At 59.2% G+C, this 26,438-nt stretch carries 23 protein-coding genes; 3 read left to right on the top strand and 20 right to left on the bottom strand.

Features of this window, described 5'->3' with window-relative positions:
• Positions 1-12: 12 nt before the first annotated feature.
• From CKW21_RS27785 to CKW21_RS27800, 4 genes are all read right to left on the bottom strand, one after another.
• Positions 13-624, bottom strand: coding sequence for a phage baseplate assembly protein V (locus CKW21_RS27785; RefSeq protein ID WP_095197062.1), 612 nt, complete (start codon positions 622-624; stop codon positions 13-15).
• A gap of 3 nt (positions 625-627) precedes the next feature.
• A complete protein-coding gene (locus CKW21_RS27790) occupies positions 628-1,152 on the bottom strand; it encodes a hypothetical protein (RefSeq protein WP_095197063.1) in 525 nt (174 codons plus the stop codon).
• A gap of 29 nt (positions 1,153-1,181) precedes the next feature.
• Positions 1,182-1,532: a phage holin family protein gene (locus CKW21_RS27795; RefSeq protein WP_095197064.1), complete on the bottom strand. Its 351-nt coding sequence runs from the start codon at positions 1,530-1,532 to the stop codon at positions 1,182-1,184.
• Positions 1,533-2,058: 526 nt separating this feature from the next.
• Positions 2,059-2,793 (bottom strand): XRE family transcriptional regulator, encoded by a 735-nt coding sequence (locus CKW21_RS27800; protein ID WP_095197160.1) that lies wholly within the window; start codon positions 2,791-2,793, stop codon positions 2,059-2,061.
• Positions 2,794-2,991: 198 nt separating this feature from the next.
• Here CKW21_RS27800 and mutS point away from each other — a divergent pair, with 198 nt between their 5' ends.
• On the top strand, positions 2,992-5,571 hold the full coding sequence (gene mutS / locus CKW21_RS27805) for a DNA mismatch repair protein MutS (RefSeq protein WP_095197065.1): 2,580 nt from the start codon (positions 2,992-2,994) through the stop codon (positions 5,569-5,571).
• Positions 5,572-5,713: 142 nt separating this feature from the next.
• A complete protein-coding gene (gene fdxA, locus CKW21_RS27810) occupies positions 5,714-6,037 on the top strand; it encodes a ferredoxin FdxA (protein WP_095197066.1) in 324 nt (107 codons plus the stop codon).
• A gap of 486 nt (positions 6,038-6,523) precedes the next feature.
• Here fdxA and rpoS read toward each other — a convergent pair whose 3' ends face one another.
• The 8 genes from rpoS to CKW21_RS27855 form a co-directional block, all read right to left on the bottom strand.
• Positions 6,524-7,531 carry an RNA polymerase sigma factor RpoS gene (rpoS, locus tag CKW21_RS27820; protein WP_095197068.1) on the bottom strand — a complete coding sequence of 336 codons (1,008 nt, stop codon included), beginning with the start codon at positions 7,529-7,531 and terminating at the stop codon, positions 6,524-6,526.
• A 104-nt stretch (positions 7,532-7,635) separates the two neighbouring features.
• Positions 7,636-8,493, bottom strand: a complete 858-nt coding sequence (locus CKW21_RS27825) for a peptidoglycan DD-metalloendopeptidase family protein (RefSeq protein ID WP_095197069.1) — start codon at positions 8,491-8,493, stop codon at positions 7,636-7,638.
• Positions 8,494-8,704: 211 nt separating this feature from the next.
• Positions 8,705-9,340 (bottom strand): protein-L-isoaspartate(D-aspartate) O-methyltransferase, encoded by a 636-nt coding sequence (locus CKW21_RS27830; protein WP_170948756.1) that lies wholly within the window; start codon positions 9,338-9,340, stop codon positions 8,705-8,707.
• A gap of 41 nt (positions 9,341-9,381) precedes the next feature.
• Positions 9,382-10,131, bottom strand: a complete 750-nt coding sequence (gene surE / locus CKW21_RS27835; RefSeq protein ID WP_095197071.1) for a 5'/3'-nucleotidase SurE — start codon at positions 10,129-10,131, stop codon at positions 9,382-9,384.
• Positions 10,119-11,177: a tRNA pseudouridine(13) synthase TruD gene (truD, locus tag CKW21_RS27840; RefSeq protein ID WP_095197072.1), complete on the bottom strand. Its 1,059-nt coding sequence runs from the start codon at positions 11,175-11,177 to the stop codon at positions 10,119-10,121. The genes surE and truD overlap by 13 nt, the downstream gene beginning before the upstream one ends.
• Positions 11,174-11,647, bottom strand: a complete 474-nt coding sequence (gene ispF / locus CKW21_RS27845) for a 2-C-methyl-D-erythritol 2,4-cyclodiphosphate synthase (protein ID WP_007907189.1) — start codon at positions 11,645-11,647, stop codon at positions 11,174-11,176. The genes truD and ispF overlap by 4 nt, the downstream gene beginning before the upstream one ends.
• Positions 11,648-11,712: 65 nt before the next feature.
• Positions 11,713-12,561, bottom strand: a complete 849-nt coding sequence (gene fghA / locus CKW21_RS27850; protein ID WP_170948757.1) for an S-formylglutathione hydrolase — start codon at positions 12,559-12,561, stop codon at positions 11,713-11,715.
• 90 nt (positions 12,562-12,651) lie between these two features.
• Entirely contained in the window at positions 12,652-13,764 is a 1,113-nt protein-coding gene (locus CKW21_RS27855; protein ID WP_095197074.1) for an S-(hydroxymethyl)glutathione dehydrogenase/class III alcohol dehydrogenase, read from the bottom strand.
• Between the two features lie 107 nt (positions 13,765-13,871).
• On the opposite strand from CKW21_RS27855, the gene CKW21_RS27860 reads away from it, so the two are divergent.
• Positions 13,872-14,768 (top strand): LysR substrate-binding domain-containing protein, encoded by an 897-nt coding sequence (locus tag CKW21_RS27860; protein WP_095197075.1) that lies wholly within the window; start codon positions 13,872-13,874, stop codon positions 14,766-14,768.
• Positions 14,769-14,904: 136 nt separating this feature from the next.
• On the opposite strand, the gene ispD is transcribed toward CKW21_RS27860, so the two are convergent.
• From ispD to dnaE, 8 genes are all read right to left on the bottom strand, one after another.
• The gene (gene ispD, locus CKW21_RS27865; RefSeq protein ID WP_095197076.1) at positions 14,905-15,612 is read right to left on the bottom strand and encodes a 2-C-methyl-D-erythritol 4-phosphate cytidylyltransferase; all 708 of its coding nucleotides are present in this window, start codon (positions 15,610-15,612) and stop codon (positions 14,905-14,907) included.
• Complete coding sequence (gene ftsB, locus CKW21_RS27870; RefSeq protein WP_008057335.1) at positions 15,609-15,887, bottom strand: cell division protein FtsB; 279 nt, start codon at positions 15,885-15,887, stop codon at positions 15,609-15,611. Before ftsB ends, ispD begins: the two co-directional genes overlap by 4 nt.
• A 161-nt stretch (positions 15,888-16,048) precedes the next feature.
• On the bottom strand, positions 16,049-17,338 hold the full coding sequence (eno, locus tag CKW21_RS27875; RefSeq protein WP_095197077.1) for a phosphopyruvate hydratase: 1,290 nt from the start codon (positions 17,336-17,338) through the stop codon (positions 16,049-16,051).
• 156 nt (positions 17,339-17,494) lie between these two features.
• Positions 17,495-18,340, bottom strand: a complete 846-nt coding sequence (gene kdsA / locus CKW21_RS27880; RefSeq protein WP_008019782.1) for a 3-deoxy-8-phosphooctulonate synthase — start codon at positions 18,338-18,340, stop codon at positions 17,495-17,497.
• Between the two features lie 5 nt (positions 18,341-18,345).
• Entirely contained in the window at positions 18,346-19,977 is a 1,632-nt protein-coding gene (locus CKW21_RS27885; protein ID WP_095197078.1) for a CTP synthase, read from the bottom strand.
• Between the two features lie 274 nt (positions 19,978-20,251).
• On the bottom strand, positions 20,252-21,580 hold the full coding sequence (tilS, locus tag CKW21_RS27890; RefSeq protein WP_095197079.1) for a tRNA lysidine(34) synthetase TilS: 1,329 nt from the start codon (positions 21,578-21,580) through the stop codon (positions 20,252-20,254).
• Between the two features lie 142 nt (positions 21,581-21,722).
• A complete protein-coding gene (locus CKW21_RS27895; RefSeq protein ID WP_095197080.1) occupies positions 21,723-22,670 on the bottom strand; it encodes an acetyl-CoA carboxylase carboxyltransferase subunit alpha in 948 nt (315 codons plus the stop codon).
• Positions 22,671-22,811: 141 nt separating this feature from the next.
• Positions 22,812-26,333, bottom strand: a complete 3,522-nt coding sequence (gene dnaE / locus CKW21_RS27900) for a DNA polymerase III subunit alpha (protein WP_095197081.1) — start codon at positions 26,331-26,333, stop codon at positions 22,812-22,814.
• Positions 26,334-26,438: the final 105 nt, after the last annotated feature.

The raw sequence follows: 26,438 nt of genomic DNA on the forward strand, positions 1-26,438 counted from the left end.
GGGAAAACTCTTTTATGCGCTGCTGATCACGCGACCCTGGTGATCCACCAACGGGCCGCTCAGGTGCACACCGGACGCGTCGAGTCGCAAGCCGACCGCGCCTAGTTGCAGTTCGATAACCTCGGGGCTCATCGCCAGTCGCGCCGGGCCGATGCTCAGTTCGAGCGCTTCGCGATTGCCGTTGAACGCCGCCGGGCCGTTGTTCCAGTGCAGGGCATGACTGGCATCGTCGTAACCACTTTCAGCGCCGTCCCGATAGACGCGACGCGTCAGCGAAGCCTGGGTCGAGGGCGGGGGAAACTGATGACCGTTAAGCCCGAACAGCGCAACAGATTGCGCGCTGCCCTCACCGCCGCCATGGTTGAGCAATAGGCATTGCTCACCCACGGAGGGGATCCGCGACTCGCTTTGCGCCCCGGCACTGGGATTGAAAAAGCGGATGGCCGGCGTCAGCAATTCACCGTGGCTGACCCGGCACGTATTGCCGGCAGCATCGACCTCCTGGCACACGCCGATTCGACAGATGCTGTCAGTGCGTCGGTACAGGTCCTCCAGCTCGGCCTCCATCTCGGCCAGACGCTCGATGATCGGGCCAAGCTGCAGACTCATAAGCGCATCAAACATGGCTCAGCCCTCGAGTTCGGTGTATTGGTCCGGGTCGTCGATGTCCGAGACCTCCCAGGTCCGGGCGAATTTCGGGATGCCCAACGGGTCGTCCAGCAGCGGTGGACCGAAGTACAGCGTTTGGGTGAAGGACAGGGTCCAGGCAGGGAACTCCTGCGTGCCCTCGATCAATAACGAGGGAATGGCGTCAAGGCGGGTCGGCAGATCACATTGATCGCCCGGCAGCCCCCACCGGTTATCCATGACCAGGTCCTTGAGCGCACCGGCCAGATCGCAGGCTGCAAGGCTTGGGTTTTCTGACTCGGGGCGCACCACGGCTTGCAAGGAAACCGTCAGCACGTGCGCGATTCGTCCATCACGGGCACGACAATCCGCGGCATCACGTTCAAGGGTGATCAATACCCAGGGCTGGTCGCCGACATCGGTGAAGTCTTCACGACTCCCGACGCTGAGCCCGAGTGGTGAGTTGCGCAACGTCGCGGCAATGGCCGTGAACAGCTGCGAAGGTTTTTCGATGACGGTGGGCATAAAAACTTCCTGTTCATGCGTCGAAGGATTCACTGTTGGTCGGGGCGAGAATCACGGGGCGGCACTTCGCATACCCCGATCCGCTTCGCGGCCCACCGCTCATACAGTCCGATGGCCACGTCCGCTCCGGCCATCGCCGTGAGGCAACCAAATGCACCCGCGGCCCAGATCGACACGCCAGCGGCGTACAACAGCAAGATGGCCGAGACGCCGCAGACCATGCAGGCGCCGGAGCGCAACGCCAACCGGCGCAGTAATGACCAGCCTCGGGCGCCGTCCTTGTCGGCTCGCCACATTTCGCCGGACACCCCGCCCACCAGGGCGAGGACGATGACGAGCCAGATCGGCATGTCCAGCAACGCTTGTTGCTCGTTTGTCATGTCACGCCTCCTGGGGGTGATTGATGTGTGGGGTTCAGACGTTGTCTGTTGAGTGAGTGATTGATGTAAGGCAGGCATTCCAAAAAGCCCGACTCGCATCAGGCTTTTCAGTAATGCGGTCCATCGCCTTCGCCCAAAGGCGAGAAGTAAAGTCGACCTTTCGGCGCTACTGGCGCGGTACGGGTCCATTCAGATTGTTCCTCCGACCGCGGCCCCTGCCCGCCGGATAACTGCTTCTGGTGCTTTACGCTGCACACCCGGGCCAGTTGCCAACCCTCTGAACCGTTGAGGCCGGTTCATCGCTGCCTTTTTTGGTGGAACTAAAGAGCTTCGTTTCGAACCGCTTTGTTGAGCGGCTTGAGACAAAGAGTATGCATGGATGCATATACAGTCAATGCATAAATGCATTTATTTATGCGATAGAAATGCACAAGCGCATGGACCATCCGTAATCACAGACGCTGGCGGCTTTTGACAGGCGAAAAAAAACCCGCGTGATGGCGGGTTTTATCTGACAGTTGTGAGGTTAGCGGGCGTACATGCCCCACCAGAAGACGTGACCGAGGATGACGATTTGCTCTTCCTGCATTTCCTGGAAGCTGTAGTCCTCGTCCGGATGCTCATCACGGTTGAAGCTGCGTAGACGAATACCGGTAGGCAGACGATAAAGCTGTTTCACCCGTAACTGGCCATTGTGGTTGATTGCATAGAGGTCGCCATCGATGATGTCGCCAATCCCGCATTTGCCGGCATTGACCCCGACCGTGGCGCCGTCGCGCAACACCGGCAACATGCTGTTGCCACGCACGGTCACGCATTTGGCCTGGTCGAACTGCACGCCGTTATGGCGCAAACTGCGCTTACCGAAGCGCAGGCTAGAGCGCTCGCTCTCTTCGATGACGAACCTTCCCGATCCCGCAGCCAATTCAACCTCGCGAAGAAAGGGGACCGACACCTCGTCGTCATCGACGGGCGTATCGTCGTCCCACAGACTTATGTCCTTGAGTTCCGAATGCAATTGATCGCGCCCGCCACTGACCGCCGGCGTGACTTCCGCGCGGCCGCGCAACTGGTCGGTGCTCACGGCGAAGTACTCGGCGATCTTCGAAATGTGTTTATCCGAAGGATCGACGATCTTCCCGCTGAGGATCCGCGAGAGAGTGGATTGAGGCACGCCGGTGCGACGGTGAAGCTCCGTGGGGGAGATCCCGTGCTGATCGAGCAGCGCTCTTAAGACGGAAGAAACATTGCGTTTTTGCATAACGCGCATAGTGCTTGTTCTTTTCGCAGAAGACAAATGCAGATTTGCATTACCAATGCATAAACAGGCAGGAATGAACCACGCGGCGTTCATGCCTGCGTCCGGCAGACCGCCCATGTTAATCTTGCGCCCATCGCGGAAAAGCCGGGCCGATGCCCACCTTTGCCCCACACCTTTCAACGAGTTTTCCGACCCCAAATGAATAAAGCCGTTTCCGACCTGTCCTCCCACACGCCAATGATGCAGCAGTACTGGCGCCTGAAGAACCAGCACCCAGATCAGTTGATGTTCTATCGCATGGGCGACTTCTACGAGATCTTCTATGAGGACGCGAAGAAGGCCGCCAAGTTGCTGGACATCACCCTGACTGCCCGTGGGCAGTCAGCCGGCCAGGCGATTCCGATGTGCGGGATTCCTTACCACGCCGCCGAAGGTTATCTGGCGAAACTGGTGAAGCTCGGCGAATCGGTGGTGATCTGTGAGCAGGTTGGCGATCCGGCGACCAGTAAAGGGCCGGTGGAGCGTCAGGTGGTGCGGATCATCACGCCGGGAACGGTGAGTGACGAGGCGCTGCTGGATGAGCGTCGCGACAACCTGATCGCAGCCGTGCTGGGTGATGAGCGCCTGTTCGGCCTGGCGGTGCTGGACATCACCAGTGGCAACTTCAGCGTGCTGGAAATCAAGGGCTGGGAAAACCTGCTGGCGGAACTGGAGCGGGTCAATCCGGTGGAATTGCTGATCCCGGATGACTGGCCGAAGGATCTGCCGGCGGAGAAGCGTCGTGGGGTCCGTCGCCGTGCGCCGTGGGATTTCGAGCGCGATTCGGCGCTGAAAAGTCTGTGCCAGCAATTCTCTACCCAGGACCTGAAAGGTTTCGGTTGCGAGAACCTGACCCTGGCCATCGGCGCCGCCGGTTGCCTGCTGGCCTACGCGAAAGAAACCCAGCGCACCGCCCTGCCGCACTTGCGCAGCCTGCGCCATGAACGCCTGGACGACACCGTGGTGCTGGACGGCGCGAGCCGTCGCAACCTGGAGCTGGATACCAACCTGGCCGGGGGTCGTGACAACACCCTGCAATCGGTGGTCGACCGTTGCCAGACCGCCATGGGCAGCCGATTGCTGACCCGCTGGCTGAACCGCCCTCTGCGTGACCTGACGGTTTTGCTGGCCCGCCAGACGTCGATCACTTGCCTGCTCGACGCCTACCGTTTCGAAAAGCTGCAACCGCAACTCAAGGAAATCGGCGACATCGAGCGGATTCTCGCGCGGATCGGCCTGCGCAACGCCCGTCCTCGGGATCTCGCCCGCCTGCGCGATGCTCTCGGTGCCCTGCCTGAGCTGCAAGTGGCGATGACCGAGCTCGAAGCCCCGCACCTGCAACAACTGGCAACCATCACCAGCACCTACCCGGAACTGGCCGCGCTACTGGAAAAAGCCATCATCGACAACCCGCCGGCGGTCATCCGCGACGGCGGCGTGTTGAAGACCGGTTACGACAGCGAACTCGACGAGTTGCAGTCGCTCAGCGAAAACGCCGGGCAGTTCCTGATCGACCTCGAAGCCCGGGAAAAGGCCCGCACCGGTCTGTCACACCTGAAGGTCGGCTACAACCGCATCCACGGCTACTTCATCGAGTTGCCGAGCAAGCAAGCCGAATCAGCGCCCGCCGATTACATCCGCCGTCAGACCCTCAAGGGCGCCGAGCGTTTTATCACGCCGGAACTCAAGGCCTTCGAAGACAAGGCGCTGTCGGCCAAGAGCCGCGCCCTGGCCCGGGAGAAGATGCTTTACGAAGCGCTGCTCGAAGACCTGATCGCACAACTGCCGCCGCTGCAGGACACCGCGGGGGCATTGGCCGAGCTGGACGTGCTCAGCAACCTGGCCGAGCGCGCGCTGAACCTCGACTTGAACTGCCCGCGCTTCGTCAGCGAGCCGTGCATGCGTATCAGCCAGGGCCGCCACCCCGTGGTTGAGCAAGTACTGACCACGCCGTTCGTGGCCAACGACCTGAGCCTCGATGACAACACACGCATGCTGGTCATCACCGGTCCGAACATGGGCGGTAAATCCACCTACATGCGTCAGACCGCGTTGATCGTGCTACTGGCGCATATCGGCAGCTTCGTCCCGGCGGCCAGCTGTGAATTGTCCCTGGTCGACCGGATCTTCACCCGGATCGGCTCCAGCGATGACCTGGCAGGCGGGCGCTCGACCTTCATGGTCGAAATGAGCGAAACAGCCAACATCTTGCACAACGCCACCGAGCGCAGCCTGGTGCTGATGGACGAGGTCGGACGCGGCACCAGCACTTTCGACGGTTTGTCCCTGGCTTGGGCGGCGGCGGAGCGACTGGCGCACTTGCGAGCCTACACCCTGTTCGCCACCCACTACTTCGAGCTGACGGTCCTGCCGGAAGCCCAACCGCTGGTGGCCAACGTGCACCTCAATGCCACCGAGCACAACGAGCGTATCGTGTTCCTGCACCATGTACTGCCGGGGCCTGCCAGCCAGAGCTACGGCCTGGCGGTGGCGCAACTGGCCGGCGTGCCAAGTGAAGTGATCGTGCGCGCCCGTGAGCATTTGAGCCGACTGGAAGACACCGCCCTGCCCCATGAAGCGCCCAAACCTGTCAAAGGCAAACCGGTCGTGCCGCAGCAAAGCGATATGTTTGCCAGCCTGCCACATCCGGTACTGGATGAACTGGCCAAGCTGGATCTGGACGACATGACGCCGCGTCGTGCGCTCGAAATGCTCTATACACTAAAGACACGGATCTAACGCATAGGCTTGCAAGCTGTTAGAATCTCGCGCGGTTTGGGATGCTGCAGGCTTTTAGCCTGGCCTGCAGACTATCGCTCCCGAACCTTGCGACCCCTACGTGAAGGGGCGCAGCAAGCCGCGCCTGAGGAGAAAATTAGAAATGACCTTCGTCGTCACCGACAACTGCATCAAGTGCAAGTACACCGACTGCGTAGAAGTCTGTCCGGTGGACTGCTTTTACGAAGGCCCGAACTTCCTGGTGATTCACCCGGATGAGTGCATCGACTGCGCATTGTGCGAACCTGAATGCCCTGCCGTGGCTATCTTCTCCGAAGATGAAGTCCCTGCCGGCATGGAAAACTTCATTGCGCTGAACCTGGAGTTGGCCGAGGTCTGGCCGAACATCACCGAGCGCAAGGATCCATTGCCTGATTCCGCAGAATGGGATGGCAAGCCTGGCAAGATCGAACACCTCGAACGCTGATTACCCACGCGTTCCCGAAAAAGGCCCCACAAGGGCCTTTTTGTTTTTCTACGGGCAAAAAAAAGGGGCGGTTTGACCCGCCCACATTTTTTCCCTATTCCCTGTATTCCTTTTCATCGTCCTGATGAATCGCTTCCTGCGATGTCCTTTCCCCTCGTCCTTGAAGGGCGTGTCTGTCCGTTGACACAACCCGAATACTAGAGGGTTCGTAGCCAGGAGCAATCGGCTCCGGACGCTGTAATTGGCTGTCATATGCTGTTAACCAACTAAAATAAGCCTATGAATCAGTCAGATAAAACCGCTGCAGGCGAAATATGGCGGACTGCCACTGTGTAAAAATAACGAACACTTACGAAAGAGTAAGCGAAGACTTACAACGCAAGACAACAAACCCGAGGTAATGAAACAGGCGAGCGTGAGCCGGCCTCCAGACAACAAAAAGCCCCGAACAAGTCGGGGCTTTTTGTTGCGTGTTACACGAGCCTGTTACTGAAACAACGACTCGCTCGACAGACCGTTTTTCTCCAGGATCTCCCGAAGACGCTTCAGGCCTTCAACCTGAATCTGTCTGACCCGTTCCCGGGTCAGGCCGATTTCCAGGCCTACGTCTTCGAGGGTACTGCTCTCATGGCCGCGCAGACCGAAGCGCCGTACAACCACCTCACGTTGCTTGTCGGTCAACTCCGAGAGCCACTGATCGATGCTCTGGGACAGGTCGTCATCCTGCAACAGTTCGCATGGATCGGTAGGGCGATCGTCGGTAAGGGTGTCCAGCAGGGTTTTATCCGAATCCGGACCTAGCGAGACATCGACCGAAGAAACCCGCTCGTTCAGGCCCAGCATGCGCTTGACCTCTCCCACCGGTTTTTCCAGCAGGTTGGCAATTTCTTCGGGTGAGGGTTCATGGTCGAGTTTTTGCGTCAACTCCCGTGCGGCCCGCAGGTACACGTTGAGCTCCTTGACCACATGGATCGGCAACCGGATGGTCCGGGTCTGATTCATGATCGCGCGCTCGATGGTCTGACGAATCCACCAGGTTGCGTAGGTCGAAAAGCGGAATCCGCGCTCGGGGTCGAACTTCTCCACCGCCCGGATCAAGCCGAGGTTGCCCTCTTCGATCAGATCGAGCAGCGACAAGCCACGATTGACGTAACGCCGGGCGATTTTCACCACCAGTCGCAGGTTACTTTCAATCATGCGTTTGCGCCCGGCCGGATCACCACTTTGCGACAGGCGCGCAAAATGAACTTCTTCTTCGGGGGACAATAGAGGGGAAAAGCCGATTTCATTGAGGTACAGCTGCGTGGCATCGAGTGCCCGCGTGTAGTCAATGTACTTGTGTTGCTTTAACGAAGCGGAGTGTCTGGATTTGGCACGAACGGAAGGTGGAGCCGCCCCTTCATCATTCGACATCGAATCCGAATCGATGCCGGTCTCCATCAGGAGAACCTCATCGTCGATGTCAAACTCCGGCACTTCTTTACTGAGAGCCATTGTTATAGTCCTTTGGTGAGTTCGACCTCAAGCTCGAGCGGCGCCTTTATCCTTGGCAACGCTGGAGCCTGTCCCCTCTACGTGACGGAACAGGCTGGTAGCAATCAACGACGTGGCAGGAATTGCAGCGGATCTACAGGTTTACCTTGGCGGCGAATCTCAAAATGCAGTTTCACCCGGTCCGTACCCGTTGACCCCATTTCGGCAATTGTCTGTCCGACCTTGACCTGCTGCCCCTCCCGAACCAACAGCCTGCGGTTATGTCCGTAGGCACTGACGTAGGTTTCACTGTGTTTGATGATGACTAATTCGCCGTAGCCCCTTAAGCCACTCCCGGCGTATACCACCGTCCCATCAGACGCAGCTAAAACAGGCTGTCCCAAATCTCCGGCGATATCAATTCCTTTATTCAAACTACCGTTTGAAGAGAATTTGCCAATCAAAATGCCATTAGATGGCCATCCCCAGCCGGTCGGGGCCGGACCCGGGGAAGGCAGTGGAGCGGGTGCCGGCTTGTTGGCGACGGACGGTACAACCACCGGCGTGGTCGAAGTGGCACCGTCGACCGGGCGACGGAACACCGTGGTTTTACTTGAGGACGACGGCGTGGAATTGGACGAACTGACCACCGCTGTCGGCGTTGAACCACTGCGGCCATCGAAGCGAATCGTCTGGCCCGGACGGATCGTGTAGGGCGCAGGAATGTTGTTGCGTGCCGCGAGGGCCTTGTAGTCCCAACCGTAGCGAAAGGCGATCGAGAACAAAGTGTCCTTGGGGCGCACGACGTACTGCCCCGTCGTCACTGCCGGACGCTGGGCGACGGCATTGTTGCGATCGACGACGCGAACATCGCTGGATTTGTTGCTGGAACAACCGACCAGCAAGGTGCTCATGACAAGGCCAGTCACCAGGCGCTGAAAGCTCGTTTTACCCATACGCTGCGCAATGACTGTGAGACTCACCCGCCGCTCCCTTTGTGGTGGCTGAAAATGTGATTTGCCGCGTTCCGGCATGAAATGTCGCAAGTATAACGGGCCGTGCACTCTTTACCCTTAATGTAGCGAAATGGCATCGCGCACACGTTTGCTGCCTGACAAAACAACCCGTTTAACCAATCGACGCCGCTGTAAGACAAAGGCCATCGAAGAGAATTCAGCGCGTTGAAATAAATGCTCAGGCCAGTGGCCCATTGAGCAGCGGGACGAAACGAACCGACCCCAGAACACGCCTGGAAAACCCATGTTCCTCGCGAATGATCAACATCAATTGTTGTACTTCACCGGACCCGACCGGGATCACCAGACGCCCACCGGGTGCCAATTGATCGAGCAACGCCTGAGGTACATCGGTCGCGACCGCCGTCACGATAATGCCGTTGTACGGTGCCAGTGCCGGCCATCCCTCCCAACCATCGCCCCAGCGAAACACCACGTTGCGCAGGTTCAACTCCACCAGGCGTTCCTTGGCCCGGTCCTGCAACACCTTGATGCGCTCGACGGAAAATACTCGCTCAACCAGTTGCGACAGGACCGCGGTCTGGTAGCCCGAACCTGTCCCGATCTCCATCACCTTATCCAGAGGCCCTGCCTCCAGCAGCAACTCGCTCATGCGAGCCACCATATAAGGCTGGGAGATGGTCTGGTTATGTCCGATCGGCAGCGCCGTGTCCTCATAGGCACGGTGCGCCAGCGCTTCATCGACGAACAGGTGACGTGGTGTACGACGGATGACTTCCAGCACCTTGGCGTTGGACACCCCTTCTTCATATAAGCGCTGAATGAGGCGCTCGCGCGTCCGTTGCGAAGTCATGCCGATGCCGCGACGCAGCATATCGTCTTGTTCACGAGACATTAGCGCAGCCCCTCCAGCCAGCCATCGAGACTTCTGAAGGCATCATTGAAGGTGCGATCCAGTTGCAGTGGAGTGATGGAAACATAACCCTGCATCACCGCGTGGAAATCGGTCCCCGGGCCGCCGTCTTCAGCGTCCCCCGCGGCGGCAATCCAGTATCCGGACTTGCCACGCGGATCGACCACTTTCATCGGTGCGGCTGCGCGGGCGCGATGACCCAGGCGAGTCAACTGGATCCCACGGATGTGTTCCAGCGGCAAATTGGGAATGTTCACGTTCAGTACCGTACGCGGTGGCAGTTCGAGATCCGCATGGGCCTCGACCAGTTTGCGCGCAAAGTAAGCAGCCGTGGGAAGGTTATCGACCTGCCGCGAGACCAACGAAAAGGCAAATGCGGGACGCGTCAGGAAGCGTCCTTCAAGCGCCGCCGCCACGGTTCCGGAATACAGGACATCGTCCCCCAGGTTGGCGCCCAGGTTGATCCCGGAAACCACCATGTCCGCCTCGCGTTCCAGCAGGCCGTTGAGGCCCAGGTGCACACAATCGGTCGGGGTGCCGTTGACGCTGATAAAGCCATTGGCCAGCGTCTGCGGGTGCAACGGACGGTCGAGCGTCAGCGAACTGCTGGCGCCGCTTTTGTCCTGGTCCGGGGCGATAACCACGCATTCGGTGTAATCCGCCAGCGCAGCATAAAGCGCGGCGAGACCGGGTGCGGTTACCCCATCGTCGTTAGAAATCAGAATACGCATGGGCTGTCCGTCTGCCCCACCGGCACCAGATCAACAAGCTCGCGCACCAATACGGTAGCGAAGCATCCGGCCGGCAGGACGAATTCCAGTTGCAGAATGTCAGGCTCGGGATAATGCCACGTCAACCCGGCAATGGGCAGCCGCAGGATGCGACGTTCGTGGCTCATACCGGCGTTAATCAACCAATCGCGAAGGTCCGCTTCGCGCGCGGCGATTGCCTGCTCCAACTCATGGACAGCGCCCGTGGCCGGCGAGTCACCTTCGCCCCACTGCGGACCCGTCGGGTGCAGATCGAGAATCGCCAGGCGCGGGTCGCTGCACTCGGCTTCGCCGGCCGAAAAGAAGCTGCGGCTATCGGTGAACGCCAGCAGATCACCGACCTGGGCGCGTTGCCAGCTGCCATCGGCGACACGTGCGGCCAGTACCTGATTGAACAGAAAACTGCGAGCGGTCGAAAGCAGGCGTGAACGAACGTTGCGCTGCTCCGGCAAGGCCTTGCGCGCAGCCCAGGCACGGGCGTCGACCACGTTGCCGCCGTCATGCCCGAAGCGCTGGGCGCCGAAATAGTTGGGGATGCCTTGTTTGGCGATCAGTTGCAGGCGTTCTTCGATGGCCGCCTTGTCGCCGCAGAACTGCGTCAGCCGCAAGGTGAAGCCATTGGCTGAATGCGCACCGCGTTGCAGCTTGCGCTTGTGCCGGCTGGTCTTGAGGATTTTCAGTGTGTCGTTTTCTGCCGCCGACAGGTCCGGATCAGCCTTACCCGGCAGCTGCACGCTGAACCACTGACGTGTCAGCGCCTGACGATCCTTGAGCCCGGCATAACTGACGGTGCGCAGCGGGACGCCAGCGGCCTTGGCAATCCGCCGTGCCGCTTCTTCGGTATTCAGACCACGTTTTTCCACCCAGATCCACAGGTGTTCGCCGTCGCCGCTCAAAGGAATATCCAGGACTTCGTCGACCTGGAAATCTTCCGCAATGGCTTTCAATACCGCAGTGCCGAGGGCGTCACCATAGGCCCGCGGGCCGAGCAATTGCGCTTCGTTCATGCGCGCAGCAACAAGGCAACGGAGTGCACGGCAATACCTTCTTCGCGCCCGACAAAGCCGAGCTTTTCGGTGGTGGTAGCTTTTACGTTCACTTGATCCAACTCAACTTGAAGATCCGCGGCAATCAGCGCACGCATCGATTCGATATGCGGGGCCATTTTCGGCGCCTGGGCGACGATGGTGTTATCGACGTTGCCGACCTTCCAGCCCTTGGCGTGGATCAGTGCGACGACATGACGCAACAGCACACGGCTGTCGGCGCCCTTGAATTGCGGGTCGGTGTCCGGGAAGTGCTTGCCGATATCACCCAGCGCGGCAGCGCCGAGCAAGGCATCGCTCAAGGCGTGCAGCAGGACGTCACCGTCGGAGTGAGCGAGCAGCCCGAAGCCGTGTGCAATACGCACGCCGCCCAGAGTAATGAAATCGCCTTCAGCGAAACGGTGCACATCATAGCCGTGGCCAATACGCATAAAAAAACGCCCCGATTTTTGTCAGGGCGTGATTCTACCTGCTATTGGTCAGCTAGTGTCCTGTCTCACACCAAAGCATGCGCGTGATGCCGCAAGTGATCTTCGATGAAACTGGCGATGAAGAAATAGCTGTGGTCATAGCCAGGCTGCAGGCGCAACGTCAGTGGATGCCCCGCCTGTTTGGTCGCCTGCTGCAAGGCTTCAGGCTTGAGCTGGGTGGCAAGGAAATCATCGCGATCTCCCTGATCGACCAGTAGCGGCAGCTTTTCATCCGCCTCGGCGATCAACGCACAGGCATCCCATTCACGCCATTTTGAGCGGTCCTCGCCCAAATACCGGGAAAAGGCTTTTTGTCCCCAGGGGCAGTCCATCGGATTGTTGATCGGCGAGAACGCCGACACCGACAGATAACGCCCCGGATTGCGCAAGGCACAGACCAACGCACCATGGCCTCCCATGGAATGGCCGCTGATGCCGCGCTTGTCCGATGCCGGAAAATGGGCTTCGACCAATGCCGGCAATTCCTGCACGACATAGTCATGCATCCGATAATGGCGCGACCAGGGTTCCTGGGTAGCATTCAGGTAAAACCCGGCACCGAGGCCGAAGTCCCAGGCACCGTCCGGATCACCCGGCACATCGGCACCGCGCGGACTGGTGTCCGGCGCGACGATGATCAGCCCCAGTTCGGCGGCCATGCGCATCGCGCCGGCCTTCTGCATGAAGTTTTCATCAGTGCAGGTCAGGCCGGACAACCAGTACAGCACCGGCAGCTTGCCACCCTGCTCCGCTTGCGGCGGCAGGTACACCGCAAACACCATGTCACAGCCGAGTACTTCCGAGCGATGGCGATAACGCTTGTGCCAACCGCCAAAGCTTTTCTGGCAGGAGATATTTTCCAAACTCATGGGAATGCTCCCAGCTTCAAGCCTTAAGCTTCAAGCTGCAAGAGGAGGCAGAAGCGCACGCTCTTGCGGCTTGTAGCTTGCAGCTTGTCGCTGCTCTTAGAAATGAATGACGGAACGGATGCTTTTCCCTTCATGCATCAGGTCGAACGCCTTGTTGATATCTTCCAGGCCCATGGTGTGGGTGATGAACGTATCCAGCGGGATTTCGCCGGTTTCAGCCATTTCCACGTAGCTTGGCAACTCGGTACGGCCGCGCACGCCACCGAACGCCGAACCGCGCCAGACGCGACCGGTGACCAACTGGAACGGACGGGTAGAAATTTCCTGGCCGGCGCCGGCCACTCCGATGATCACCGACTCGCCCCAACCCTTGTGGCAGCACTCAAGCGCGGCACGCATCAACTGAACGTTGCCGATGCACTCGAAGGAAAAGTCGACGCCGCCATCGGTCATGTCGACGATGACTTCCTGGATCGGACGGTCGAAGTCTTTCGGGTTTACGCAATCGGTTGCACCCAGCTGCCTGGCAATCTCGAATTTGGCCGGGTTAATGTCGATCGCAATGATACGTGCAGCCTTGGCTTTGATGGCGCCAATGACTGCCGACAGACCGATACCGCCGAGGCCGAAAATGGCCACGGTATCACCGGGTTTCACCTTGGCAGTGTTGAGTACGGCACCGATGCCGGTGGTGACACCGCAGCCCAGCAGACAGACTTTTTCCAGTGGTGCTTCCTTGGCAATTTTGGCCACGGAAATTTCTGGCAGCACGGTGTACTCGGAGAATGTCGAAGTACCCATGTAGTGGAAAATCGTTTCGCCCTTGTAGGAAAAACGCGAAGTGCCATCCGGCATCAAACCCTTGCCTTGGGTCGCGCGAATGGCCTGGCACAGGTTGGTTTTGCCCGACAGGCAGAATTTGCACTGACGGCATTCCGGGGTATACAGCGGAATCACGTGGTCGCCCACCGCGACGGACGTCACACCCTCGCCGATCGCCTCGACAATCGCACCACCTTCGTGACCGAGGATCGACGGGAAGATGCCTTCCGGGTCAGCGCCGGACAGGGTGTAGGCATCGGTATGGCAGACACCGGAGGCCACCACGCGCAGCAACACTTCACCGGCCTTGGGCATGGCGACATCGACTTCAACGATCTCCAGAGGTTTCTTGGCCTCGAAGGCAACGGCGGCGCGTGACTTGATCATGGTAATTCTCCAGTGAATAAAATCGAGACAAGGAGTGTAATACAGCCCATTACGGTGAATAATCCGGACAAAAGCAAAACATTATTGCTACACAGGGATAATCCTAGATGTCGGAAAACCGCTGGGAAGGTATCGACGAATTCGTGGCCGTCGCCGAATGCAGTCAGTTCACGGCGGCAGCCGAGCGCCTGGGGGTTTCTTCCTCGCACATCAGTCGACAAATTGTACGCCTCGAAGAGCGCCTGCAAACCCGCCTGCTTTATCGCAGTACCCGCCGGGTCACCCTGACCGAGGCCGGGCAAACTTTCCTGCAACATTGCCAACGCTTGCAGGATGGCCGCGAAGAAGCGCTACGAGCAGTGGGCGACCTGACCAGCGAACCCAAGGGCATGCTGCGCATGACCTGTGCCGTTGCCTATGGCGAACGCTTCATCGTGCCGCTGGTGACGCGTTTCATGGGGCTTTATCCACAACTGCGGATCGACATTGAACTGAGCAATCGCCAACTCGACCTGGTGCATGAAGGCCTTGACCTGGCGATCCGTCTGGGGCGTTTGCAGGATTCGCGACTGGTTGCTACCCGCCTGGCACCCCGACGCATGTTCCTGTGCGCATCACCGTCCTACTTGGAACGTTATGGGCGCCCACACAGTTTGTCGGAATTGAGCCGTCATAACTGCCTTATCGGCAGTTCGGATCTGTGGCAACTGGAACAGAACGGGCGGGAATTTTCGCAACGGGTCCAGGGAAACTGGCGCTGCAACAGCGGGCAAGCGGTGCTGGACGCAGCGCTGCAGGGTGTCGGGCTATGCCAATTGCCGGACTATTACGTGCTCGAACATCTGAAAAGCGGCGCGCTGATTTCGCTGCTCGAAGCGCATCAACCGCCGAATACAGCCGTTTGGGCGCTGTATCCACAGCAACGGCATTTGTCGCCGAAGGTGCGCAAACTGGTGGATTATCTGAAGGAGGGGTTGGCTGAGCGGCCGGAGTACCGGTGTTAGAAGTTTGCCGGTGTATTCGCAAAATGTCGGCTGTCTGGTCCAGCGCCTTCGCGAGCGGGCTCGCTCCCACATTGGACTGCGGTCGAATGTGGGAGCGAGCCTGCTCGCAAAAGCAATCTGACAGACACCACTGCAGTTAGCGGCGGTTAGTCCAACGCTGACGCAACCATTCAAGATCTTCTGGGCGAGTGACCTTGAGGTTATCCGCTCGACCTTCAATCAAGCGTGGAGCCATACCCGCCCATTCCATGGCCGATGCTTCATCAGTAATGACTGCATCCGCCACCAGACTGTCCGCCAGTGCCCGATGCAAGGCACCGAGGCGAAACATCTGTGGCGTATAGGCTTGCCAGATCACACTGCGGTCGACGGTTTCGACGACACGACCGCGTTTGTCGACCCGTTTGAGCGTATCCCGTGCAGGGACCGCCAGCAGCCCGCCCACCGGATCGTCCGCCAGTTCAGCCAGCAAATTATCCAGATCGTCGCGACCGAGGTTCGGTCGCGCGGCATCGTGTACCAATACCCAATCTTCATCGCCGGCACCTTGTGCATGCAGATGCAGCAATGCGTTGAGTACCGACCCGGAACGCTCGGCACCGCCGTCGACCCGGGTAATCCGTGGATCGCTGGCACAGGCCAGGTTCGGCCAGTAAGGATCATCAACAGCAAGACTGACCACCACGCCCTTGAGGCAAGGATGATCAAGGAAACAGCCAAGGCTGTGTTCGAGAATAGTGCGCCCGCCCAGTTGCAAGTACTGCTTGGGACGGTCCGCGGCCATTCGGGCTCCGACGCCCGCGGCAGGAATCACGGCCCAGAAGGCCGGCAGATCGAGGTTCATTGGGCCAACTGGTAAAGGGTTTCACCGTCCTTGACCATGCCCAACTCATGGCGAGCCCGCTCTTCAACGGTCTCCATGCCCTTTTTCAACTCACTGACTTCAGCGTCCATCACCCGATTGCGCTCCAGCAATGTCTGGTTCTCAGCCTGCTGATCCGCGATCTGCTGAGTCAGCTCGGCCACTTGCGCCAGACTGCCATTGCCCACCCACAGGCGGTACTGCAGGCCAGCCAGCAGCAATAGCAAGACGAGGAACAACCAATTGGGACTGCGCATCGAATATCAGGTATCCAGTGAAAAAAGACAGCCATACCAAAACATGAAGCTACTGATAGCACGAAGCCTGGAAGAACCAGGCTTGTGCTGATAAGGCATCAGATTAGTGGCAAAAACGTCGCTGCTGCGATTTTTCCGACACAATCCGGTGTCTTTTTCCATTAGCCGCGGAATTCACCACGGCCGTTGTACTTGGCTTTGCCGTTCAACTGCTCTTCGATACGCAGCAGTTGGTTGTACTTGGAAACGCGGTCGGAGCGGCACAGCGAACCGGTCTTGATCTGGCCAGCCGAGGTGCCCACAGCCAGGTCGGCAATGGTCGAATCTTCGGTTTCGCCGGAGCGGTGCGAGATCACGGCGGTGTAACCGGCGGCCTTGGCCATCTGGATGGCTTCCAGGGTTTCGGTCAGGGTGCCGATCTGGTTGAACTTGATCAGGATCGAGTTGGCGATCTTTTTGTCGATGCCTTCTTTCAGGATCTTGGTGTTGGTTACGAACAGGTCGTCGCCTACCAGTTGGGTCTTCTCGCCGATCTTGTCGGTGAGGATTTTCCAGCCAGCCCAGTCGGATTCGTCCAGGCCATCTTCGATGGAGATGATCGGGTAACGCTCGGTCAGGCCTTTGAGGTAATCGGCGAAACCTTCAGCGGTGAACACCTGACCTTCGCCGGACAGGTTGTACTTGCCGTCTTCGTAGAATTCGCTGGCTGCGCAGTCCAGGGCCAGGGTCACGTCGGTGCCCAGCTTGTAACCGGCGTTGGCCACGGCTTCGGAGATCACTTTCAGTGCATCTTCGTTGGACGCCAGGTTTGGCGCGAAACCGCCTTCGTCCCCCACGGCAGTGCTCAGGCCACGGGCCTTCAGTACGGCTTTGAGGTGATGGAAAATCTCGGTGCCCATGCGCAGGCCTTCCGAGAAAGACTTGGCGCCAACCGGCTGAACCATGAACTCCTGGATGTCGACGTTGTTATCGGCGTGCTCGCCACCGTTGATGATGTTCATCATCGGAACCGGCATCGAGTAAACACCCGGGGTACCGTTCAAGTTGGCGATGTGCGCGTACAGCGGCAGGTCCTGGTCCTGTGCTGCTGCCTTGGCCGCGGCCAGGGAAACGGCGAGGATGGCGTTGGCGCCCAGGGAACCTTTGTTTTCAGTACCGTCCAGCTTGATCATCGCCAGATCGAGCGCTTTCTGGTCGCTTGGATCTGTACCTTTCAACAGGTCGCGGATCGGACCGTTGATGTTGGCAACGGCTTTGAGTACACCCTTGCCCAGGTAACGGCTCTTGTCGCCATCACGCAGCTCGAGCGCTTCACGCGAGCCAGTGGAAGCACCGGACGGCGCGCAGGCACTGCCGATGATGCCGTTATCGAGAAGCACGTCCGCTTCCACGGTGGGATTGCCACGGGAGTCGAGAACTTCACGACCTTTGATGTCGACGATTTTAGCCATTGTTGTAAACACTCCAAAGTTGACGAAAACGACGCAGCTAGAGGAAATCTTGTATCGCCGGCAAGTGAGTTGCAGCGGGCAGACTTGCGGACGATAAGGCTCAAGCCCGAGGGCCTGAGCGTTTAATCGTGCGGTACTTTACCGGAGAAATGAGGATTACGCGGTTTCTACCGTCGGAAAACTCTTCACCAGTTCGTCCAGAGCTTTGAGCTGGGCCAGGAATGGCTCCAGTTTGTCCAGACGCAAGGCGCAAGGGCCGTCGCATTTGGCGTTGTCCGGGTCCGGATGGGCCTCGAGGAACAGGCCGGCCAGGGACTGGCTCATGCCGGCTTTCGCCAGATCGAGGACCTGGGCGCGACGACCGCCAGCGGAATCAGCGCGACCGCCCGGCATTTGCAGGGCGTGGGTCACGTCGAAGAACACCGGGTATTCGAACTGCTTCATGATCCCGAAACCGAGCATGTCGACGACCAGGTTGTTATAGCCGAAGCTCGAACCACGCTCGCAGAGGATCAACTGATCGTTACCCGCTTCCACACACTTGTTCAGGATGTGTTTCATTTCCTGAGGCGCGAGGAACTGGGCTTTCTTGATGTTGATCACCGCACCGGTCTTTGCCATCGCGACCACCAGGTCGGTCTGGCGCGACAGGAAGGCCGGCAGCTGAATGATGTCGCAGACTTCAGCGACGACCGCAGCCTGGTCAGGCTCGTGAACGTCGGTGATGATCGGCACGCCGAAAGCTTGCTTGATGTCCTGGAAAATCCGCATGCCCTCTTCCAGGCCAGGGCCACGGTAAGAGGTCACGGAGGAGCGGTTGGCCTTGTCGAAACTGGCCTTGAACACGTAAGGGATACCCAGTTTCTGGGTAACCTTCACGTACTCTTCGCAGACCTGCATCGCCATGTCGCGGCTTTCCAGCACGTTCATGCCACCGAACAGCACCATAGGCTTGTCGTTGGCAATCTCGATATCGCCTACACGGATGATCTTCTGCGCCATAAGGTTCAAGCCTTCTTCTGGTGTTGAGCCAAAGCTGCTTTAACGAAACCGCTGAACAACGGGTGACCGTCGCGTGGCGTCGAGGTGAACTCCGGGTGGAACTGGCAAGCCACGAACCAAGGGTGATCCTGCGCTTCTACCACTTCGACCAGCGCGCCATCACCGGAACGGCCGGAGATTTTCAGGCCGGCCTCCATGATTTGCGGCAGCAGGTTGTTGTTCACTTCGTAGCGATGGCGGTGACGCTCGACAATGACGTCCTTGCCGTAGCAATCGTGCACCTTGGAGCCGGCTTCGAGCAGGCATTCCTGAGCGCCAAGGCGCATGGTGCCGCCCAGGTCGGACGCTTCGGTACGGATTTCGACGGCACCGGTGGCATCTTCCCACTCGGTGATCAGACCCACGACCGGGTGACCGCTTGCACGATCGAACTCGGTGGAGTTGGCGTCTTTCCAGCCCATGACGTTACGAGCGAACTCGATCACGGCCACTTGCATGCCCAGGCAGATACCCAGGTATGGAACCTTGTTTTCGCGAGCGTATTGAACGGCGGTGATCTTGCCTTCCACGCCACGCAGACCGAAGCCGCCAGGGACCAGGATCGCATCGACGCCTTCCAGCAGCGCGGTGCCCTGGTTCTCGATGTCTTCGGAATCGATGTAGCGCAGGTTGACCTTGGTACGGTTGCTGATGCCGGCGTGACTCATCGCTTCGATCAGCGACTTGTAGGCGTCCAGCAGCTCCATGTACTTGCCGACCATGGCGATGGTGACTTCGTGCTCAGGGTTGAGCTTGGCATCGACGACCTTTTCCCATTCGGACAGATCGGCACCGCCACATTGCAGGCCGAAACGCTCGACGACGAAATCGTCCAGACCCTGGGCGTGCAGGATGCCCGGGATCTTGTAGATGGTGTCGGCGTCTTCCAGGCCGATGACCGCACGCTCTTCAACGTTGGTGAATTGCGCGATCTTGCGACGCGAAGAAATGTCGATCGGGTGATCGGAGCGGCACACCAGCACGTCAGGTTGCAGGCCGATGGAGCGCAGCTCCTTGACCGAGTGCTGGGTTGGCTTGGTTTTGGTTTCGCCGGCGGTGGCGATGTACGGCACCAGCGTCAGGTGCATCAGCATCGCGCGCTTGGCACCGACTTCGAAACGCAGTTGACGGATGGCTTCGAGGAACGGCTGCGACTCGATGTCACCCACGGTGCCACCGATCTCGACCATGGCCACGTCGGCATCGCCGGCGCCCTTGATGATGCGGCGCTTGATTTCGTCGGTGATGTGCGGGATCACCTGAATGGTGGCGCCCAGGTAATCGCCACGGCGCTCTTTGCGCAGCACGTGCTCGTAGACACGGCCGGTGGTGAAGTTGTTGTTCTGGGTCATGGTCGTGCGGATGAACCGCTCGTAGTGGCCCAGGTCCAGGTCGGTCTCGGCGCCGTCGTGGGTGACGAACACTTCACCGTGCTGGAACGGGCTCATGGTGCCCGGGTCGACGTTGATGTACGGATCCAGCTTCAGCATGGTGACCTTAAGTCCCCGCGCCTCCAGGATGGCCGCCAATGATGCCGATGCAATGCCTTTCCCCAATGAAGAAACAACACCGCCCGTGACGAATATGTAGCGCGTCATGAAAAACCCTAGAAGTCTGCGTTAAAGCGGTCCGAGCCGCCGGGGAAAGCGAAGGAAGGCCGAAGCCCCCGATCACCTGCATTAATCACAGTGCACCTTTCAAAAAAACCGCCGCGTTGGGACAGACCGGAAGATGAAACACCGGTACGTTGCTCGCTACACATTTTTTGGAATCGCCCAGCAAAGACTGCTTGGTAATCGGCAACTCCTGCAATTCAGGCGAATCCACAGAAGTTGTATCAAGAAGGGAGCGTAGTCTACCGGAAAGCCCCTTTCAGCTCAAACCTTGATCTTCGCCCATTGGCCGCCAATGCAAATTCCAGCCACCCGCCGCACTGCCATCCAGCCCGGGCAGGCTCGCCACCGCCAGCAATTGCCCGCCCTTGAACAACAGCGGCAATCTGCCGCGCACGAACGGCGGCACCCCACGTTCGTTGAGCAAACGTTTCAAGTCGCGATGCCCTCGACCCGGCAACTCCATCACCTCTCCCCCTTCACGATAGCGGATCTGCAAAGGGCCATCGGGGATTTGCCCGCTGAGCGTGAGCACGCCATTGCCGGGCAACGCCAACGGCAGCGAGGGCTCGGGCCATGCGGCAACCGGGGGCGAACCGCGCAACCAGCTACCGGACAACCACCAGATCCGTCCGCCCGCCCGATGCAATTCGCCCTCCGCCAGCCGCCAGATCGGCCGCGCATCGCCGGTGGCATCACGCAAATCTTCCCAACCCGACCAATGGTCGCTGTCCGGCAGTCGTGTCAGTGGTTCGAGCCAGTGGCTGAGTGCATTGCGTTGACGTGCGAGCGAAAGCTTTTCCAGGGACGACAATTCAAGCGAGGGCAACCCCAGCCAATCGAACTCGCTGGTCGTTCTCGCCTGGCTCAAATCAATTTGTGCCAGCTCATCGAGCAATCCCTGCGCTTCGCTCATGTGCGCAGCACTGCGGGCCATGGTCGCCACCGCTTGGGGCCAACGTGCACTCATCACAGGGAAAACCTGATGCCGCAGGTAGTTGCGCGAGAACTGTCGATCCTGGTTGGAAGGATCCTCGATCCAGCTCAGTTGATGCTCCGCCGCGTAGGCCTCAAGCTCCGCACGGGTGATATCGAGCAGTGGCCGCAGCAAATGCCCCCGACCCAGCGGACGCAGGCTCGGCATTCCCGACAACCCCCTCACCCCCGCCCCACGCAACAGGCGAAACAGCAGGGTTTCTGCCTGATCGTCACGATGCTGGGCAGTCAGCAGTACTTCTTTGGCCTGGGTCACTTCGGTGAACGCGGCATAACGCGCGTCCCGGGCCGCGCGTTCAAGGCTGGCACCGGATTGAACCTGAACCCGAACGACCTGCAGCGGCACACCCAGCCCCTCACACACCGATCGGCAATGCTCCGGCCATGCGTCTGCCGCAGCCTGAAGGCCGTGATGCACATGGATAGCGCTTAGCGCAGGCAGGGATTCGGTTTTCGCGAGGTGTGCGAGAAGGTGCAGCAGGACAGTGGAATCGAGGCCACCGGAGAAGGCGATGCGCCAGGTTTTGGCATTGCGCCACGGAGCGAGATTCGGGAGAAGCCTGGCTGGCAGATCAAATTTCGAAGCATTCATAGATCGGTCGCTTCACATAGAACCAATGTGGGAGCGAGCCTGCTCGCGAATTCCATTTAACATTCAACAAATTTGTTGGCTGTTATACAGCTTTCGCGAGCAGGCTCGCTCCCACAGGGTTTTGCATCGTAGCCCGGTCAGATCAGAGACCGTAGCTCATCAGACGCTCGTAACGACGGTCCAGCAGTGCCTTGTGGTCGAGCTTCTTGAGCATCGCCAGTTGCGAGCTCAACTCGGCACGAATCGAGGCAGCCGCAGCGGCCGGATCACGGTGCGCGCCGCCCAGCGGCTCGCTGATCACCTTGTCCACGATGCCCAGGCCTTTGAGGCGCTCGGCGGTGATGCCCATGGCTTCAGCGGCGTCCGGTGCTTTCTCCGCGGTTTTCCACAGAATCGAAGCGCAACCTTCCGGCGAGATCACCGCGTAGGTCGAGTACTGCAGCATGTTCAGCTGATCGCAAACGCCGATCGCCAGCGCACCGCCGGAACCACCTTCACCGATCACAGTGGCGATGATCGGGGTTTTCAGGCGAGCCATGACGCGCAGGTTCCAGGCAATCGCTTCGCTCTGGTTACGCTCTTCAGCGTCGATGCCAGGGTAGGCACCCGGGGTGTCGATGAAGGTCAGGATCGGCATTTTGAAGCGTTCGGCCATTTCCATCAGACGGCAGGCCTTGCGGTAGCCTTCCGGACGCGGCATACCGAAGTTGCGGCGAACCTTCTCGCGAACTTCACGGCCTTTCTGGTGACCGATCACCATCACAGGCTGGTCATCCAGACGAGCGATACCGCCCACGATGGCAGCGTCGTCGGAGAAGTGGCGGTCGCCGTGCAACTCATCGAACTCGGTGAAGATGTGTTCGATGTAGTCCAGGGTGTACGGACGTTTCGGATGACGCGCCAGGCGCGCGATCTGCCAGCTGGTCAGCTTGCCGAAGATGTCTTCGGTCAGCGTGCTGCTTTTGTCCTGCAGGCGGGAGATCTCATCGCCGATATTCAGCGAATTGTCATTACCGACCAAGCGCAACTCTTCGATCTTGGCTTGCAGGTCGGCGATCGGCTGTTCGAAATCTAGAAAATTCGGGTTCATAGGCGTCCGTCTTGGGTCGACGTCCAAGAGAGCTTGGGCCGGCCGGTTGTCTATTCGCGCCCTACCTTAAGGGAGAGGCGCGTTCAGGTCGAGATTAAAAAAATTTGGTCACGATAAAGGAAGCGTAATGCCACCTCACCGTCAACGGTATTGGAGGAAGACGTTGTCTCGCCCGAACTGGTCACGCAGGGCTTGAATCAACGCATCCGCCGGATCGATTCGCCAGCCTTCGCCGAACTGCAGCAGGGCCTTCGCATCGGGACTGGTGTAGTCCATGGTGATCGGGCACGCACCGCGGTGGCGCTTCAACAGTTCACCCAGCCAGCGTAGCTGATCGCCTTTGAGGTCCTTGGCATGCAACTTCAGGCGCAGGCTCTCGGCCAGGTTGGTGCGCGCGTCTTCCATGCTCATCACCCGCTTGACCCGCAACCGCAGGCCACCGGAGAAGTCGTCGTTGCTGACTTCACCTTCGACCACCACCATCGCATCGGTCTGCAACAGCGATTGCGCGGAATGGAACGCATCGGCAAACAGCGACGCTTCGATCCGTCCGGAGCGGTCGTCGAGGGTGATGAACCCCATCTTGTCGCCCTTTTTGTTCTTCATCACCCGCAGGGCGATGATCATGCCGGCAACGGTCTGGGTATCACGCGCCGGCTTCAGGTCGATGATGCGTTGACGGGCGAAACGACGGATTTCACCTTCGTATTCGTCAATCGGGTGCCCGGTCAGGTACAGGCCCAGGGTGTCTTTCTCGCCTTTGAGCCGTTCCTTGAGGGTCAGCTCCTTGGCCTTGCGGTGATTGGCGTAGACGTCGGCGTCTTCTTCAACGAACAGACCGCCAAACAGGTCCGCATGGCCACTGTCGTGGGTCCGGGCAGTTTGCTCGGCCGCCTTGATCGCCTCTTCCATCGCGGTCAGCAACACCGCGCGGTTGCGGTCGATGTTGGCTTGATACGCCTTCGGCTCGTCGTGGAAATACGGCCCCAGACGATCCAGCGCACCACTACGGATCAAGCCGTCGAGGGTCCGCTTGTTGATACGCTTGAGGTCGACCCGGGCGCAGAAATCGAACAAATCCTTGAACGGACCGTCCAGACGCGCCTCGGTGATTGCCTCGACCGGCCCCTCGCCCACCCCCTTGATCGCACCCAGACCATAAATGATCCGGCCTTCGTCGTTTACCGTGAACTTGAACTCCGAGGTGTTCACGTCCGGCGCGTCGAGGCGCAGCTTCATGGTGCGCACTTCTTCGATCAAGGTCACGACCTTGTCGGTGTTGTGCATATCCGCCGAGAGTACTGCCGCCATGAACGGCGCCGGGTAGTGCGCTTTCAGCCACGCGGTCTGGTACGACACCAGGCCGTAGGCAGCGGAGTGGGATTTGTTGAAGCCGTAACCGGCGAATTTCTCCACCAGGTCGAAAATGTTACCGGCCAGGTCGGCATCGATGTTGTTGGTGGCGCAACCCTCAATGAAACCGCCGCGCTGCTTGGCCATTTCCTCGGGTTTTTTCTTACCCATGGCCCGACGCAGCATGTCCGCACCGCCGAGGGTATAGCCAGCCATGACCTGGGCAATCTGCATCACCTGTTCCTGATACAGGATGATGCCGTAGGTCGGCGCCAATACGGGCTTGAGGCCTTCGTACTGGTAGTCCGAGTGCGGGTACGCCAGTTCGGCGCGACCGTGCTTACGGTTGATGAAGTCGTCCACCATGCCCGATTGCAGCGGGCCGGGACGGAACAGTGCCACCAGTGCGATCAAGTCTTCCAGGCAGTCGGGCTTGAGCTTTTTGATCAGCTCTTTCATGCCGCGGGATTCGAGCTGGAACACCGCCGTGGTTTCGGCTTTCTGCAGCAGGGTATAAGTCGGTTTGTCATCCAGCGGGATGAACGCGATGTCGAGCGGCGGTTCGTTGACCTTGGCGCGGTCGCGGTTGATCGTTTTCAGCGCCCAGTCGATGATCGTCAGGGTCCGCAGACCGAGGAAGTCGAACTTCACCAGGCCGGCCGCTTCGACGTCGTCCTTGTCGAACTGGGTTACCAGGCCGTCACCGGCTTCGTCGCAATAGATCGGCGAGAAGTCGGTCAGTTTGGTCGGCGCGATCACCACACCACCGGCGTGCTTGCCGACGTTACGCACAACGCCTTCAAGTTTGCGGGCCATTTCCCAGATTTCCGCGGCTTCTTCATCCACCTTGATGAAGTCACGCAGGATTTCTTCCTGTTCGTAGGCCTTTTCCAGGGTCATGCCGACTTCGAACGGAATCATCTTCGACAGTCGATCCGCCAGGCCATAGGACTTGCCTTGTACCCGCGCCACGTCCCGCACCACAGCCTTGGCCGCCATGGAACCGAAGGTGATGATCTGGCTGACCGCGTTGCGGCCGTATTTCTCGGCCACGTAGTCGATGACCCGGTCGCGACCGTCCATGCAGAAGTCAACGTCGAAGTCGGGCATGGAAACCCGTTCCGGGTTAAGGAAACGTTCGAACAGCAGGTCGTATTCCAACGGATCAAGGTCGGTGATCTTCTGCACATAGGCCACCAGCGACCCGGCACCCGACCCCCGCCCTGGCCCCACCGGCACGCCGTTGTTCTTGGCCCACTGGATGAAGTCCATCACGATCAGGAAGTAACCGGGGAAGCCCATCTGGATGATGATATCCAGTTCGAAATTCAACCGGTCGACATAGACCTGACGCTTGGCTTCGTAGTCTTCAGTGGTGTCTTTGGGCAGCAGAACGGAAAGACGTTCTTCCAGGCCCTCGAACGAAACCTTGCGGAAATACTCATCGATGGTCATGCCATCGGGGATCGGGAAGTTGGGCAGGAAGTGCGTGCCCAGCTTCACTTCGATGTTGCAGCGCTTGGCGATCTCGACGGTGTTTTCCAGCGCTTCAGGAATGTCGCTGAACAGTTCCGCCATTTCCTCGGCGCTTTTGAGGTACTGCTGATCGCTGTAATTCTTCGAACGCCGCGGATCGTCGAGGGCGCGCCCCTCACCGATGCACACGCGGGTTTCGTGGGCGGCGAAGTCTTCCTGCTTGATGAAGCGCACATCGTTGGTCGCGACCAGCGGCGCACCGATCTTCTCGGCCAGGGCCACCGCGCCGTGCAGTTGCTCTTCATCATTAGGGCGGTTGGTACGCTGGATTTCCAGGTAGAAGCGGTCCGGAAACACCGCCATCCACTCACGCGCCAGGGTTTCGGCTTCGTCGGGATTGCCACTGATCATGGCCTGGCCGATTTCGCCTTCTTTCGCCGCCGACAGCATGATCAAGCCTTCGTTGGCTTCGGCCACCCATTCGCGCTCAATGATGATCGCGCCATTGCGCTGGCCGTCGATGAAACCGCGGGAAATCAATTCGGTGAGATTGCGGTAACCCTCGGCATTCATCACCAGCAGGCTGATCCGGCTAAGCGGGTTATCCGGGTCCTTGTTCGACAGCCACAGGTCGGCGCCGCAGATCGGCTTGATCCCGGCACCCATGGCGTTTTTATAGAATTTGACCAGGGAACACATGTTGTTCTGATCGGTGACCGCCACGGCAGGCATGTTCATGCCGACCAGGGTCTTGACCAGCGGTTTGATTCGCACCAGACCGTCGACCAGGGAGTATTCAGTGTGCAGGCGTAGGTGAACGAATGAAGCCGGCATAGTGATCCTGTCTAAAACGTGAAAACAACAATGCCCGGAAATCCGGCGTTTAAAGCTACTGCGCTTTAAGACGCCGGATTGTACCGGGCCTTGCTATAAAAAATC

The sequence above is a fragment of the Pseudomonas sp. Irchel 3A7 genome (assembly GCF_900187565.1).
Taxonomy (GTDB): Bacteria; Pseudomonadota; Gammaproteobacteria; order Pseudomonadales; family Pseudomonadaceae; genus Aquipseudomonas.

Excerpts from the sequence above, each read along its gene's own strand:
- CKW21_RS27785 (WP_095197062.1), bottom strand. The coding sequence starts at position 624 with ATGTTTGATGCGCTTATGAGTCTGCAGCTTGGCCCGATCATCGAGCGT.
- CKW21_RS27790 (WP_095197063.1), bottom strand. The coding sequence starts at position 1,152 with ATGCCCACCGTCATCGAAAAACCTTCGCAGCTGTTCACGGCCATTGCC.
- CKW21_RS27795 (WP_095197064.1), bottom strand. The coding sequence starts at position 1,532 with ATGACAAACGAGCAACAAGCGTTGCTGGACATGCCGATCTGGCTCGTC.
- CKW21_RS27800 (WP_095197160.1), bottom strand. The coding sequence starts at position 2,793 with ATGCAAAAACGCAATGTTTCTTCCGTCTTAAGAGCGCTGCTCGATCAG.
- mutS (WP_095197065.1), top strand. The coding sequence starts at position 2,992 with ATGAATAAAGCCGTTTCCGACCTGTCCTCCCACACGCCAATGATGCAG.
- fdxA (WP_095197066.1), top strand. The coding sequence starts at position 5,714 with ATGACCTTCGTCGTCACCGACAACTGCATCAAGTGCAAGTACACCGAC.
- rpoS (WP_095197068.1), bottom strand. The coding sequence starts at position 7,531 with ATGGCTCTCAGTAAAGAAGTGCCGGAGTTTGACATCGACGATGAGGTT.
- CKW21_RS27830 (WP_170948756.1), bottom strand. The coding sequence starts at position 9,340 with ATGACTTCGCAACGGACGCGCGAGCGCCTCATTCAGCGCTTATATGAA.
- surE (WP_095197071.1), bottom strand. The coding sequence starts at position 10,131 with ATGCGTATTCTGATTTCTAACGACGATGGGGTAACCGCACCCGGTCTC.
- truD (WP_095197072.1), bottom strand. The coding sequence starts at position 11,177 with ATGAACGAAGCGCAATTGCTCGGCCCGCGGGCCTATGGTGACGCCCTC.
- ispF (WP_007907189.1), bottom strand. The coding sequence starts at position 11,647 with ATGCGTATTGGCCACGGCTATGATGTGCACCGTTTCGCTGAAGGCGAT.
- CKW21_RS27855 (WP_095197074.1), bottom strand. The coding sequence starts at position 13,764 with ATGATCAAGTCACGCGCCGCCGTTGCCTTCGAGGCCAAGAAACCTCTG.
- CKW21_RS27860 (WP_095197075.1), top strand. The coding sequence starts at position 13,872 with ATGTCGGAAAACCGCTGGGAAGGTATCGACGAATTCGTGGCCGTCGCC.
- ispD (WP_095197076.1), bottom strand. The coding sequence starts at position 15,612 with ATGAACCTCGATCTGCCGGCCTTCTGGGCCGTGATTCCTGCCGCGGGC.
- ftsB (WP_008057335.1), bottom strand. The coding sequence starts at position 15,887 with ATGCGCAGTCCCAATTGGTTGTTCCTCGTCTTGCTATTGCTGCTGGCT.
- eno (WP_095197077.1), bottom strand. The coding sequence starts at position 17,338 with ATGGCTAAAATCGTCGACATCAAAGGTCGTGAAGTTCTCGACTCCCGT.
- kdsA (WP_008019782.1), bottom strand. The coding sequence starts at position 18,340 with ATGGCGCAGAAGATCATCCGTGTAGGCGATATCGAGATTGCCAACGAC.
- CKW21_RS27885 (WP_095197078.1), bottom strand. The coding sequence starts at position 19,977 with ATGACGCGCTACATATTCGTCACGGGCGGTGTTGTTTCTTCATTGGGG.
- tilS (WP_095197079.1), bottom strand. The coding sequence starts at position 21,580 with ATGAATGCTTCGAAATTTGATCTGCCAGCCAGGCTTCTCCCGAATCTC.
- CKW21_RS27895 (WP_095197080.1), bottom strand. The coding sequence starts at position 22,670 with ATGAACCCGAATTTTCTAGATTTCGAACAGCCGATCGCCGACCTGCAA.
- dnaE (WP_095197081.1), bottom strand. The coding sequence starts at position 26,333 with ATGCCGGCTTCATTCGTTCACCTACGCCTGCACACTGAATACTCCCTG.